Annotated in this window: 8 protein-coding genes; all 8 read left to right on the top strand. The window is 38.2% G+C overall.

The genetic code is table 11. From position 1 onward, the window contains the following. Positions 1-120: 120 nt before the first annotated feature. The 8 genes from E0W68_RS01750 (at position 121) to bglX (ending at position 14,231) form a co-directional block, all read left to right on the top strand. The gene (locus E0W68_RS01750) at positions 121-2,874 is read left to right on the top strand and encodes a LuxR C-terminal-related transcriptional regulator (protein ID WP_135217682.1); all 2,754 of its coding nucleotides are present in this window, start codon (positions 121-123) and stop codon (positions 2,872-2,874) included. 242 nt (positions 2,875-3,116) lie between these two features. Then, positions 3,117-5,921 carry a SusC/RagA family TonB-linked outer membrane protein gene (locus E0W68_RS01755; RefSeq protein ID WP_135217683.1) on the top strand — a complete coding sequence of 935 codons (2,805 nt, stop codon included), beginning with the start codon at positions 3,117-3,119 and terminating at the stop codon, positions 5,919-5,921. A gap of 29 nt (positions 5,922-5,950) precedes the next feature. Beyond that, entirely contained in the window at positions 5,951-7,414 is a 1,464-nt protein-coding gene (locus E0W68_RS01760; protein ID WP_135217684.1) for a RagB/SusD family nutrient uptake outer membrane protein, read from the top strand. 27 nt (positions 7,415-7,441) lie between these two features. Then, positions 7,442-8,332: a LamG domain-containing protein gene (locus E0W68_RS01765; RefSeq protein ID WP_135217685.1), complete on the top strand. Its 891-nt coding sequence runs from the start codon at positions 7,442-7,444 to the stop codon at positions 8,330-8,332. 81 nt (positions 8,333-8,413) lie between these two features. Continuing rightward, positions 8,414-9,688: a fibronectin type III domain-containing protein gene (locus E0W68_RS01770; RefSeq protein WP_135217686.1), complete on the top strand. Its 1,275-nt coding sequence runs from the start codon at positions 8,414-8,416 to the stop codon at positions 9,686-9,688. Positions 9,689-9,852: 164 nt separating this feature from the next. Continuing rightward, a complete protein-coding gene (locus tag E0W68_RS01775) occupies positions 9,853-11,235 on the top strand; it encodes a glucoamylase family protein (RefSeq protein ID WP_135217687.1) in 1,383 nt (460 codons plus the stop codon). A 4-nt stretch (positions 11,236-11,239) separates the two neighbouring features. Then, on the top strand, positions 11,240-11,941 hold the full coding sequence (locus E0W68_RS01780) for a carboxylesterase family protein (protein WP_135217688.1): 702 nt from the start codon (positions 11,240-11,242) through the stop codon (positions 11,939-11,941). 49 nt (positions 11,942-11,990) lie between these two features. Then, positions 11,991-14,231, top strand: a complete 2,241-nt coding sequence (bglX, locus tag E0W68_RS01785) for a beta-glucosidase BglX (protein WP_135217689.1) — start codon at positions 11,991-11,993, stop codon at positions 14,229-14,231. The last annotated feature ends 18 nt before the right edge of the window (positions 14,232-14,249 follow it).

A 14,249-nucleotide genomic window follows, 5' to 3' on the forward strand; every position in this document is an offset into this window, starting at 1 on the left:
AGTATAATGAAACGTGACAAAAAAACTACCTAAAAGCAGGCATTGCATTAAGGCTTTTATTATATACTGTTTTGTTGTAATTAGTTTCTTAAATTTGAATACAAAACATACCTTTTACAAATGCATCTTAGGAAATATATATTCGCGCTGTTGTGCCTGCTGTTTGTTTGTAAACTTGGGGCACAGGAACTATTACCGTTTGTAAAAAACTTTTCAAAGTCTGAATATACGGGAGATAACCAAATATGGAGCATTACTCAGGCTGATGACAAGACCATGTATTTTGCCAATCACCATTATTTTTTGCGCTATAACGGGGTAAAGTGGGAAAAATATTCTTTACCGAATAAAACCATTATACGCTCGGTTTTTGCCGACGGTAACCGTATTTACTGCGGTTCTTATAAAGAGTTTGGCTATTGGGAGCGTGTAGGGGGCATTATGGTATATCAATCAATATCAAAAGATAAAGATCTTTTTACGGGCAATGCCGTGAACGAGGAAATATGGAAAATATTCAAACACAATAACACTATTTATTTTCAGTCTTTCAACCAAATATACCGTTACAACGGCAGCTCGGTAACTAAAATAGAGCTTCCTGCTCAAATTTCTTACTGCTATACGGTAGATGATGTAATTTATGCTGCCTCAGTAAGAAACGGGGTTTACAAAATGCACAACAGTACCTTTAGCTCAGTAGAAGAATGGGGCGAACTAAAGGATAATATTATACACGGCATTGTTAAGCACAATAATAAAATATATGTATTTACAAAAAGTAACGGCGTTTATGTAGGAGATAATAAAGGACTTAAACCTTGGAACAACCCTATAAATAAAATACTGAAAAACAATGTTATACTCTCTGTTAAGTTTGTAAACGACGGTATGCTGGCAGTAGGCACTTCGTTACAGGGGCTTTATCTTATAAATTTAAAAAACAATAGTTATAAAAATATAAACCGGCAAAATGCTTTAAGGAATAATGCGGTTTTATCTATAACATTAGACAGCGAGAAAAACCTATGGCTGGGGCTGGATAATGGGATCTCTCATGTGGAGGTTAACTCGCCAATATCCATATTTACAGACAATTCGGGGTTACTCGGCTCCGTCTATTCCTTAGCTGCCTTAAATAACAACAAAGGGTATGTATTAGGGTCTAACCATGGGGTTTTTACTTACAACGGACAACAACTGGAAGCCATACCCAACTCTCAGGGGCAGGTGTGGGATATATATCAGCATAAAAATGAATATATTATAGGTCATAACGACGGGACTTTTGTTTATCATGACAAGGGGCTAAATAAAATAAACAACATTAACGGTGGTTGGAATTTTTTAAACACGGGGTATGAAGATGCTTATTTTCAGGCAAATTATTCGGGCATTGTGGTTTATCCTGATATCAATAAACTGAGCCAATGGAAAATAATGGACAGTATTGCCAAGCCGATACGAAATATTGCGCAAAACAGAATAGGAGAATTATGGGCTGCCGATAGTTACAGGGGGCTTTACAGAATACTGTATGATGAAAACTTTGATGTTAAACAAGTAGATAACGTTTCTAAAAAAAATAATATAAACAATGACTACAGTGTAAAGTTGTTTAACTATAAAAATGAGATACTCTTTTTTATAGACAACATTTGGTACACGTATAACAAAATAGAGGATGATTTGGTAGAGAACAGTGTTTTTAATAAAGAGTTTAAAGACATTAACGATATTATACCTGTTAATAACGAGAGTTTTATAGTTATCAGAGAAGGATTTATATACTTAATAAATCAAACCGATAACAAGTTTTACTGGACATTACTTTCTGATAAATACTATCAAGGACGACTAATTGTTGAAAACACACAGGTATGTATAAAGGGCGACTGGTTATTAATAAATCTGGATGACGGCTTTTTAGCTTTTAACCCCAATAACAATACAAATAAAACTCCCGAAATAACTATAGAAGCGTTTTATAACGGGCAACTGATAACTGAAAGAACTCAGGTAAAATACAACCAGCCTATAGAAATAAATGTGATAAGCGGATATTATGGCTATAACCGACCGGATTTATTCTATAAATTGAATGACGGTAGTTTAGAACATATAATAGACGGAAAAACAATTCTTAACAACCTGAATAGCGGAACCCAACAACTTATATTGTATTACAACAAAGGCGGTAAGCAAATAGAAGCAGGCAGGTATGAGTTTAGTGTTGCTAAGCCCTGGTATTTTTCGACCCTTATGGTGATAGTATATATAGCCACAATAGCAGGTATTTTCTTTTTATACTACAGGTGGAATAAAATAAAATATTTACAAAAAATAAGACTTAATGAAGAAGAACTGAGACACCGGAGACAAATACTGGAGTTGGAGATGGAAGCCGAAAACAAACTGAGGGAACAGGAATATGAAAAGAAAAAACTTGAAGTCGAAATACAGACAAAAGCCTCTGAAGTAGCCGGAAAATCATTATCTATAGCAAAGCATAGTGAGATGATTGATAAGATACAGGAAGTTTTAAATAAAGAATCAGAAATAGACCAGCTTAAAACTAAAGTTAAAAAAGTTATCAGATCCAGCTCCATAAATAAAAATGAATGGCAAAGTTTTGAGAAAAACTTAATTAAAAGCCATGAAGATTTTGTAGGAAGACTTACCGAAAAATACCCGACTCTTACTCCTAAAGACATTAAGCTCTGCATTTACTTAAAGATGAATTTATCATCAAAAGAAATAGCTCCTTTAATGAATATTTCCTACAGAGGAGTTGAGCTTCACAGGTACAGACTTCGGAAAAAACTGAATATTTCGACAGATGAGAGTCTTTCCAAATTTATGATAATAATATAAAAATCTTTATTTTTTTATTAAAAAATCATTTATTTAGCTTATTCCTTTCCATTTTAAAATACATCATTACTACATCACAGCTATAATTTTTGATGTAATCATTTATCTTATAAAAAATTAAAAATCAACAATTTAAAAACTTTATTTTTTATTTTGATGTGGTTACGATAGGGTATATTATATGCTTCTATAACGTTTTAGTTGCTTACATTTGAAATACATTAATTTTATTTAAATACAATATGAGGAAAACATTACTCAATATTAGTTTTTGTTTAGTTGGCGCGGCAGCATTTGCCCAAGTGCCGCCAACACCTTTAGATTCCATTCCAAACGATTCTATCTTTTTTGAGAATCAAATGCAAGAAGTTATATTAATAGGATATGGTACAAAAAAAGCAGGAGCCATTACCGGTTCAGTAGCTCAGATAAAGGCTGATGATATTGTAAGAACTCCCGCACAATCGCCCATACAAGCAATACAGGGCAGAGCCGCAGGTGTAAATATTGTAACAAATGACGAACCCGGTGCAACTCCCACTATAAGGATAAGAGGCTTGGGCACACTTATAGGCGGTCGCGACCCGCTTTATGTGGTAGATGGTATAGAAACCTCAAACATTACAGGGTTAAACCCAAATGACATTGATAAAATAGATATTCTTAAAGACGCTTCTTCCTTAGCTATTTACGGACAAAAAGGGGCTAACGGTGTAGTGCTCATTACCACTAAAAAAGGTAAAAGAGGCGATGTAAAAATAAACTACTCCGGTTACTACGGTCAGAAATTTATACAAAGAGATGTAGAAATGGCCGATTCTTACCGATATGCCTATTATAACAATACCGCATTAGGGTCATCATCCTATTTTAGCTTCGACCAGCCCTATAATACGAACTGGCTGGACGAAATCACTGATACGGGAGAGGTTATGAACAATACCATTTCGATAGCCGGAGCAGGAGAAAACTCTTCCTATTACTTTAGTGCTTCGAATTATAAAGAAGAAGGTATTTTAAACGGATCAAAATATGAGCGAACCAACATCATCAGTAAAAATGAGTTCCGCATGCTGGATGATAAGTTAAAAATCTCCCCGTTCTTCAATCTTTCTTCAGCCAATACAACCCCAAAACCATTAAGTGCATTTACTAATGCCTACAAACAATCTCCCATTATGCCGGTAAGATATCCTAACGGCAGATGGGGCGCACCGTTAGTAAATGAAGACGGTGTTAACGACCTGACAGGCGACAGGTATAACAATGTGGCAAACCCTGCCGCTCAGTTATACTATTTTAACGAGAAAAATAAAAATGTAATGCTCATAGGATCGATAAAAGCCGAATTGGAGCTACTTGATTATTTGACAGTAACTTCAAATTTTGGGGCTACTTCCGAGTGGGCAAGAGGGTATAGCTTTACCCCTACCCGCGAGCTTTGGCTGGCTTCGAACCCAACAAGCACGGTTGAGGATTATATTGCCCAAAATCCTGAAAACCCGATTGTAAACACGCTGCAACAACGCAGAAGCACTAATTACAGATGGAACTGGGATAACTATATCACCTTTAGTAAATACTTTGGCGACCATAATGTAACAGCCGTGGCGGGTATGTCGCGAAGTACTTATAACATTTCAGAATATTTAAACGCCACAAGGTTTGACGTTCCTGAACAATCCAATTACTGGAATTTAAACCTTTCCAGTAATAATGTCGAAGTAGCACCCGGCTCTGTAGTGCAAAACAATTCAGGCACTCCTATTGTTTCTGTAGCCTACTTTGGTAGAGCGGAATATGAGTATAAAAGAAAATACCTGTTCTCCGCTTCGGTAAGAAGAGAAGGCATCAGTACTTTCCAGGGAGATAATAAATATGCCATTTTTCCTGCGGTTTCAGCAGGATGGGTTGTAACCGATGAAGATTTTATGAATAACGTAAAATTCTTAGACCATTTAAAAATAAGAGGTGGTTACGGAGAAGTTGGTAATGGTAACTCTTTAGCGCTAAATGCTATACTGTTCAATGTATCAAATTACCCGTTTGGTCCGGATCAGGTTATTAACCCCGGGCTTAATAATCCCGGACAAATAGACCGAAACCTGTCTTGGGAAACCATGAAAGAGTTTGATTTGGGTATTGATTTTGCCACATTACAAAACCGATTAACAGGAACAATAGATTTATACGATCGTAAAAATGAAGACATCATTCTGCCCATATCAGTACCTCCGGTACTGTCTCCTGAGCCCGTATTCCTTAATAGTGGTGTTGTTACCAATCAAGGTGTCGAGGTAAGCCTTAAATGGCAAGACCGCATAGGAGATAATATAAATTACTGGATAGGAGGAAACTTTTCATACAACAAAAACGAACTTAAAGAAGTATATAACCAAGAACTGTTTGGCGACTATATTGGTGGCGGACTGGGTAACGGACAGTACACAAAGCAAGTACTGGTAGGACAACCGCTGGGAAGTTTTTATGTATATGAAACCACAGGCTTTAACTCTGACGGTGCTTTTACCTATAGTGACCAGAGAGTTGTGGCAGGCTCTTATTTGCCTACTGCTACTTACGGTATCAACTTAGGGCTTACCTATAAAGGAATCGACTTTTCTGTTGATGCCTATGGTGTAGGAGGAAACAAGCTCTATAACGGTAAAAAAGCCCAACGCTTTGGGGGTGAAAATGTTGAATATGACATTTTAGACAGCTTCTATACGCCTTCAACCCCAAATGCCAGCAACCCAAAACCATCTAACGATGTACCTCGTGCCTCTACCTATTACGTAGAAAATGGTGATTACCTGAGAATCAACAACATTACTTTGGGCTATACAATACCATTAGACATTAAGGGTATAGACAGAGTAAGGCTATATGCAACAGCCATAAACCCGTTCCTGTTTACAAACTACAGCGGCTTCTCTCCCGAATTAAGCGGTAACAATAACGGAGACCCGCTGGGAACCGCAGGTATAGAGCTTGACGCCTACCCAACAAACAAGTCGTACTTGTTTGGGCTTAATATAGATTTCTAAAAAATTTTAAAAAGAAAAACAATTTGGTTATGAATAAAAAACTCAAATATGGAACAATAACAGGGATTCTTGCCCTGATGGCTTTCTTTATTACTTCATGTGACGATGATTTGAACGTTACCCCTCAGGATAACATAAGTGAAGAAGATTTGCTTAAAAACCCTGATAACGCAGTTCAGTTAGTAAATGGAGTGTACAGTAAAATGTTGAGTTTTAATATGTACTCATTCCCCTGGATAGGTATTACAAGCATTACATCAGATGATGCCGATAAAGGCTCAACACCCAGTGATACCGGTACCGATAAGCACAAAATGGATAACTTGACATTTGAAGCCTCCGATGTGTCTTTTAATGAAGTATGGAAAGGTCGTTATGACGGTATATACAGAGCCAACAATGCACTATACTACTTAGAGCAATTTCAGATAGATGAAAGCTTAAAAGCCAGACTTGTAGGAGAAGTGAAATTTTTAAGAGCCTTTTGGTATTTCGATTTGGTAAGATGTTTTGGCGGCGTGCCGCTTGTAGTGGGCAATATCGATTTAAACGATAATGAAACCATTAACAACCAAGTACTTACCAGAGCCACAAAAGAAGAAGTATATGCACAGATAGAAGCCGATTTGGATGAAGCTATAGCCATTCTGCCCTCAAAAACAGAATATTCACCGAACGATTTAGGTCGTGCTACACGAGGTGCTGCTCAGGCGCTTAAAGCAAAAGTACATTTATACCAGCAGGAATGGGACTTGGCATATAGCCTTGCAGGCGATGTAATGATGTCCGGGCAATATGACCTGATGGAAAATTATGCTGATGTGTGGCGCGAAGTAGGAGAAAACATGCAAGAATCGGTATTTGAAGTACAAGCCACACTTACCAATGGTTTAATACAATATACCGATGTACAGGGTCCTCGCGGAACACCCGACTTAGGGTGGGGCTTTAACACCCCTTCGCTTAACCTGACTAATTCTTATGAGGAAGGCGACCTTCGCAAAGAGGCTACAATCCTGTTCGTTCCCTCTACACTATGGGATGGTTTTGAAGCACCAACCACATGGAATAACCCTCGCTACAACTACAAAGCTTACCAAAGCAGTATAGCAGAGCCTTGGAATGGAAACAAAGCCGAAACAGCAAAAAACCTGAGACTTTTAAAATACAGCGATGTACTGCTTATAAGAGCCGAAGCAGCTTTTAAGATAGGAATGGTAAGCGAGGCAGAAGATATAATAAATCAACTAAGACTAAGAGCTGGGCTTGGCGAAATATCAGGAATAACATTACAGCAGATATATAATGAAAGACGCTGGGAAATGGCAATGGAACATGAAAGATGGTTTGACCTTGTAAGGACAGGACAAGCGCAGACAGCTATGGCAGCCGACGGAAAAACTTTTATACCGGGTACACACGAGGTATTCCCGATACCCGAACCGCAAATTACAGCCAGCGGAGGGAGATTAATTCAAAACAATGGATACTAATACTAACTTAAATTAAATTTTTTTACTATGAGAACAATCAAATTTGTTGCTTATTCCCTAATGATAACATCGGGAATATTATTAACTTCATGCGGAAGCGATGATGACGGAGGAAGCGAGCCACTACCACCAATAGGCGGTTATAACAGCGCTGACGAAGTGGGGGCTGATGATTTATTAGCTTACTTTCCTCTTAACGGAAACGGAGAAGAAGTAATTTCCGGCACAATGCCAAGTAATTCCTCAAATGTTAGCTATGTAGAGGCAATAAAAGGGGAGGGAGGAAGCTTTAATCAAGGATTTATAGCTTACCCATCAATTGCTGCTTTAAGTAATACCCTTAATGATTTTACTATTAGCACTTGGGCTAAAGTAACTAATAATGGAGAGTCTGGTTCTGTGTTTTTTACCTTATCAAGACCTAACGAATGGGCAGGTAATATCAACTTTTTAGCAGAAACAGGTTGGGGTCCTGCAACTTCAGATTCTATTACTGTAAAGGGTCAAATAGTTTCTAATAACGAACTTGCATGGCAGGATACAAGAAATACTATTAAATCTAGCCCGGAAGATATTGCAGATGGACACGTTCCTTTTCCTAACAAAGTTGGTGGGCAATGGATGCACGCTGTTTTAACATGGGAAGGGTCTACCAGAATGTTTAAAGTATATGTTAACGGTGTAAAAATCTCAAACCCTAAATGGGAAGAAAGAGGTACTGCTGAGTCACCTGCATTTATGTTTACAACACCAACTTTACCTGTAATAGGTGCTTTTGCCACTACAGCAAACGGTACAGCTACAGATGCTTGGGATAAAGGATTGACAGGGCAGCTTGATGAAATGAGAGTTTGGAAAAAAGCACTGAATGCAGCAGACATCAATGCATTATATGAACTGGAACTTGCCGGTAGGTAAATTTAAATTAATACAAGAGTGCTGTGATTACAGACAGCACTCTTCAATCTTATTCATTCAACAATTAATACATCCAATTTTATGAAATCTAAATTTTTAGTTTTTCTAGTTTTTTTTAATGTTTCTATAGTATTCTCACAATATCTTACATATAGCCCTACTAGTCAAACAGTTTCCGGAGAATCTGGACAGTTCATTACTGCTACAGTAGATATAGCTTGTCAAGGAGCATCAACACAATTTGCTTCCTATTTTTTAGGAGTATGTCAAGATGATGGGGGGTTTGATAGTATGAATTGGCAAAATGGCGATGTTTATGGAGGTACTTCTGTAACTGTAACATTCAAATTCAAAAAACCAGCGTCTACCACAGCATCCAGTTTTACATATAAATTTAAAAAAGATATTGGTTCAAATTGTAAAAGTGATTTAATATCAATTACAGTAAATTACCTTGCGGCAGAGTGTGCTTTACCATCACCAACCCTCTTAGCCCCGTCAACAACACCTACATCTTGTAGAGTTAATTGGATAAGAGACCCTAATGCAACATCATATGTTTTAAAATATAAGCCTAATAATACAGAAACTTGGTATACTATAAATGTCACTACAAATAATTCATTAGATCTTAATCAATATACGTTCTATAACTTACAACCATCTACTACTTATCTCTATACTTTAAAAGCAAAGTGCTCCAATGGAGTTGAAGGTCCATCTACAGGCTTACAATCGTTTAGAACTTCTGTATGTTCATCCAGCGCGCCAACAAATCTTAATGCTACTCCATGGAATTACAGTTATTATATATCATTTACTCCTGTTACTGGTACATCATCTTATATGCTCGAATGGGTAGATTTAGTTAACAATAACAACACTGGAACTACTACCATATATTATTCCTCTTCTCCTAACGAGGGCAATAATCTCGAATCTATACCCTCAGGGCACAGTTTTAAATTCAGATTACAAACACCTTGTTCCGGTGTTTGGTCTGATTGGAAAACTATTATAGTGGGTGATGTATGTACAGCATCTCCACCAACTACGATGAATTTGACAAATTATTGTAGTTATGGTACAGGAGGTCAATGTGGTTATGGAAAATTCACATGGAGTTCCGTTTCAGGAGCTGATAAATATGAAGTAGAGTATATTATATATACACTTACTCCCGGATATAACCCTATGACAGGAACATTTCAGGCAACAGGTACAACGTATGTTTATCCTACAGGTTATCCTCTTACAAGTGGAGGACAATGGTATGCTAAGTTTAGAATGAGATCTCGTTGTCCAAATGGTTCTTGGGGTAATTTTAGTGATTATACAACTCCTGTACCATGGTAAAATTATTTAAACATACAATTTTGGAATTAAAACAATAAACTGCACATATTTTAAATCCCGGCAGTTGATCCTGCCGGGATATTTTTCATTACATGATCATACCCCCCCTCTTTTAATACCGTCACACATATAAAATTTCGCATCAATCTAAAAAAACGTTTACAGTGAAAATATTACAATTACTTATCATTCTTACTTTTTGCATCTCGTGTTCTTCATGTGACTCGAAAGATGACAATGATAATATAATTACCGATGATAATCCGCCGATAACCGACCCTTTATCAGAAAATGAATTACTGGATCTTGTTCAAAAAGACGCTATAAAATATTTTTGGGATTACGCCGAAACTAATTCTAAACTGGCAAGAGAAAGATACCATACCGATGACCCGTCTAACGATGCCAACATTGTTACCACAGGAGGATCCGGATTTGGGCTTATGACGATACTTGCAGGGATAGACAGGGGCTTTATTCCCAGAGGAGAAGCAGTAGCAAGGCTACAAACAAACCTGAACTTTTTGGAAAATGCCGACCGTTTTCACGGCGCATGGCCACACTGGATGAATGGTACAAATGGCAATGTTATACCATTTGGCACTAAAGATAATGGCGGAGACCTCGTGGAAACCTCATTTATCTGTCAGGCACTCATCTGTATCAGAGAGTATTTTAAAGATGGTAATGACGAAGAACAGGCACTGGCACAACAAGCCGACGAGTTATGGAAAGGCGTAGAATGGGACTGGTACACAAAAGGTGGAGAACACGCTTTGTACTGGCACTGGTCGCCTGAATATGAGTGGGAAATGAACTTTAAACTCGAAGGTTATAACGAATGCCTTATTACCTATATAATGGCCGCGGCATCGCCAACCCACCCTGTAGGAGCAGAAGCTTACCACGAAGGATGGGCAAGAAACGGCAATATAGTAAATGGAGGACAACGCTATAACATTCCGGTTATATTCGATTATAACGGTGCAACGGGCAATGTAGGCCCTATGTTTTGGGCACATTACTCCTACTTAGGATTAGACCCCAGAGGGCTTACCGATATGTATGCCAATTATTGGGATTTAGTACATAACCATACCAAAATAATGTATGAATACTGTGTTGCCAACCCCTATCAGTACGAGGGTTATGGAGAGGACTGCTGGGGGCTAACCGCCAGCTATACCAGAAATAATGACGGAAGCACGGGCTATTCGGCACACCAGCCTAAAAATGACAGGGGCGTAATTTCGCCTACCGCAGCATTATCATCATACCCATATACACCGGAAGAATCGCTTAAGTTTTTAAGGTATTTATACGAACAAAATAAAGATAAACTGGTAGGCATAGCAGGTCCTTATGATGCCTTTTCGCCACACCATGACTGGGTAACACGCCGCTATTTAGCAATAGATCAGGGTACTATTGTTCCGATGATAGAAAATCACAGAACCGGGTTGCTTTGGAATTTGTTTATGCAAGCACCTGAAGTACAACAAGGATTATTAAATTTAGGCTTTAGTTCATCACAACATGGTTTTTAAATTTATGGAAAGAATTATTCTCACAGCAATTTTTTTGTTTTCATTACCGTCTTTCGCTCAAAAGGAGGAAGGCGGTTCTTTTGCTACCGAAATGACAGTCAAAAAACAACTGAACTACCTGCTTTATACCCCTGAAAGCACAAAGCAGCCAAAACCACTCATAATTTTCCTGCATGGTTCAGGAGAAAAGGGAGATGATTTGGAGAAGGTAAAGGCACACGGCCCTTTTAAATATTTAAAAAGCCATAAGCTCGATGCTTATGTATTAGCTCCACAATGCCCACAGGAGGAATATTGGGACGAAGAAGTACTGTACAGACTGATACAAAAGATAATTAAAGAAAATAAAATAGATACTGACAGAATATATCTTACAGGGCTAAGTATGGGAGCTTGGGGAGCCTGGAATTTGGCTTTTGCACATCCTGATACGTTTGCAGCATTAGTACCTATTGCAGGATTTGTGGACAGAGTACCTATGATAGAGAATTGTAAGATTAAAGACATTCCTACCCGTATTTTTCATGGACTGGTTGATGATGTGGTTGATGTGAGTTATTCCGTCAACATCTATAAAAAACTAAAAACATGCAGCGAGGATATTGAACTTACCATTTTTGATGATGCCAATCACGATAGTTGGACACGGGTATATGACGATCCTGCTATTTATGAATGGATGCTGCAACAAAAGAAGAAAAAATAAAAGAATTTCAGCTATTGCTGAAAAAACAAGCACAACAATAATTATAGAAATGAAGCATAATAAAGCACTGCTTTTACTGTTAGCCTGCTCTTTTAGCTTATATGCACAAAAAGGGAAGGACAAAAAAATAAAACCGCGTGATGAGTTTGTTCCCGAACTTATGGCAAAGATGACTATTGACGAAAAAATAGCACAATTGGTTCAATATACAGCCGATGGTACGGTAACAGGACCTAAAGCAGGAATTAATTACATAGAGGAGATAAAAAAAGGGAATGTAGGTTCGATACTTAACGCTACCTCAGTAAAATATACACAGGAACTACAGGAATTAAACCTGAAAAATTCAAGACTTAAAATTCCGTTGCTTTTTGGTTATGACGTAATTCACGGTTATAAAACCATTTTCCCGATAACACTGGGCGAAACGGCAAGCTGGGATTTAGAGGCTGCCGAACTTTCGGCACGCATAGCCGCAGAGGAAGCCTCAGCAAGCGGTGTGCACTGGACATTTGCCCCTATGGTTGATATCAGCCGTGACCCACGTTGGGGAAGGGTTTCCGAAGGTGCGGGAGAAGATACCTATTTAGGTTCTCAAATGGCAAAGGCAAGGGTAAAAGGATTTCAGGGAACAGACTTATCTTTAAACACTACCATTCTTGCCTGTACTAAGCATTTTGCGGCCTATGGCGCTGCCGAAGCCGGGCGCGACTATAATACCGTAGATATGAGCGAAAGAACGCTTAGAGAGGTTTATTTGCCCCCTTTTAAGGCTACTGTAGATGCAGGCGTAGGCACTTTCATGACATCGTTCAACGAAATTGCAGGTGTACCGGCAACAGGAAGTAAATTTTTACTTAGAGATATTTTAAAAAACGAATGGGGTTTTAATGGTTTTGTAGTTACCGATTATACGGCTATTAATGAACTTATACCACACGGTGTGGCTAAAGATTCTGCACAAGCAGGAGAACTTGCCATGCGCGCCGGAGTGGATATGGACATGGTGGGCGGTATCTATATGAAAAACCTTAAAAACCTGCTTAAAGAAGGTAAAGTAACCGAAGAACAGATAAACGATGCTTGTCGCAGAGTATTGGAAGCAAAGTATGACTTAGGGCTTTTCCATGACCCTTATCGATATAATGATAAAAAGAGGGAGAAAGAAGTGATCAATAAAAAAGAATACCTGGACGCTGCACTTGCTATCGCCAACAAATCGATGGTATTGCTGAAAAACGATAAAAATGTACTGCCGTTACGCAAAGAACAAAAAGTTGCTTTTGTAGGACCGTTAGTAAGTGACGAATGGAATATAATAGGCTCATGGGCTGCTTCGGGCGACCGATACGGTTATGCCGTAAGCGTTGAAGAAGGCATCAACAAAATAATATCCGATAAAAGTAAAGTAACTTTTGATAAAGGTGTTGAAATACTGAAGGATGACCGAAGCATGATGCAGGCAGCTATTAACAATGCCCGCAAAGCAGATGTTATTGTAGCCGTAATGGGAGAATTTGAAAATATGAGTGGCGAGGCTGCATCTCGTACTAATATTGACTTACCGGGAATACAAAAAGAGTTCTTAGCCGAACTTAAAAAACTGAACAAGCCTATTATACTGGTATTAATGAACGGAAGACCTTTAAACCTGACTTGGGAGAACGACAATATGGATGCTATTATTGAGGCTTGGTTCCCAGGGACTATGGGTGGCGATGCCATTGCACAAACCCTGTATGGTATGAATGTACCAAGCGGTAAACTGCCTATGACATTCCCGAGAAATGTAGGACAAGTGCCTATTTATTACAACCATAAAAACACAGGTCGTCCTTACTTAGGAGAAAAAGACCCAGAACAAAAATATAAGTCGCGTTACATAGATGTAGATAACAGTCCGTTATTTCCGTTTGGATATGGGTTGAGTTATACTACTTTCCAATATTCAAACCTGAAACTTTCTTCAAATACTATGAACATGAACGGCAGTATTAAGATAAGTGTCGATATAACCAATACAGGCAACTATGACGGAGAGGAAGTGGTACAGCTTTACGTTCAGGACAAAGTAGGCTCTGTTACACGCCCTGTTAAAGAGCTTAAAGGTTTTGAAAAAGTTATGATAAAGAAAGGGGAAAAGAAAACAGTAACGTTTACAATAACTCCCGAAAACCTTAAATTTTACAATATTGATATGATATTCACAGCAGAACCCGGCGATTTCGAAGTCACCGTTGGAAGCAATTCTGCCGATGGTTTACAAGATAAGTTTGTGTTAGTTAAGTGAGTTTTCATTTTTTGTGAT

The sequence above is a fragment of the Flavobacterium salilacus subsp. salilacus genome, assembly GCF_004634195.1.
GTDB lineage: Bacteria > Bacteroidota > Bacteroidia > Flavobacteriales > Flavobacteriaceae > Flavobacterium > Flavobacterium salilacus.

Bases quoted from the DNA above. Each gene is read 5' to 3' on its own strand.
- E0W68_RS01750 (WP_135217682.1), top strand. From the start codon at position 121: ATGCATCTTAGGAAATATATATTCGCGCTGTTGTGCCTGCTGTTTGTT.
- E0W68_RS01755 (WP_135217683.1), top strand. From the start codon at position 3,117: ATGAGGAAAACATTACTCAATATTAGTTTTTGTTTAGTTGGCGCGGCA.
- E0W68_RS01760 (WP_135217684.1), top strand. From the start codon at position 5,951: ATGAATAAAAAACTCAAATATGGAACAATAACAGGGATTCTTGCCCTG.
- E0W68_RS01765 (WP_135217685.1), top strand. From the start codon at position 7,442: ATGAGAACAATCAAATTTGTTGCTTATTCCCTAATGATAACATCGGGA.
- E0W68_RS01770 (WP_135217686.1), top strand. From the start codon at position 8,414: ATGAAATCTAAATTTTTAGTTTTTCTAGTTTTTTTTAATGTTTCTATA.
- E0W68_RS01780 (WP_135217688.1), top strand. From the start codon at position 11,240: ATGGAAAGAATTATTCTCACAGCAATTTTTTTGTTTTCATTACCGTCT.
- bglX (WP_135217689.1), top strand. From the start codon at position 11,991: ATGAAGCATAATAAAGCACTGCTTTTACTGTTAGCCTGCTCTTTTAGC.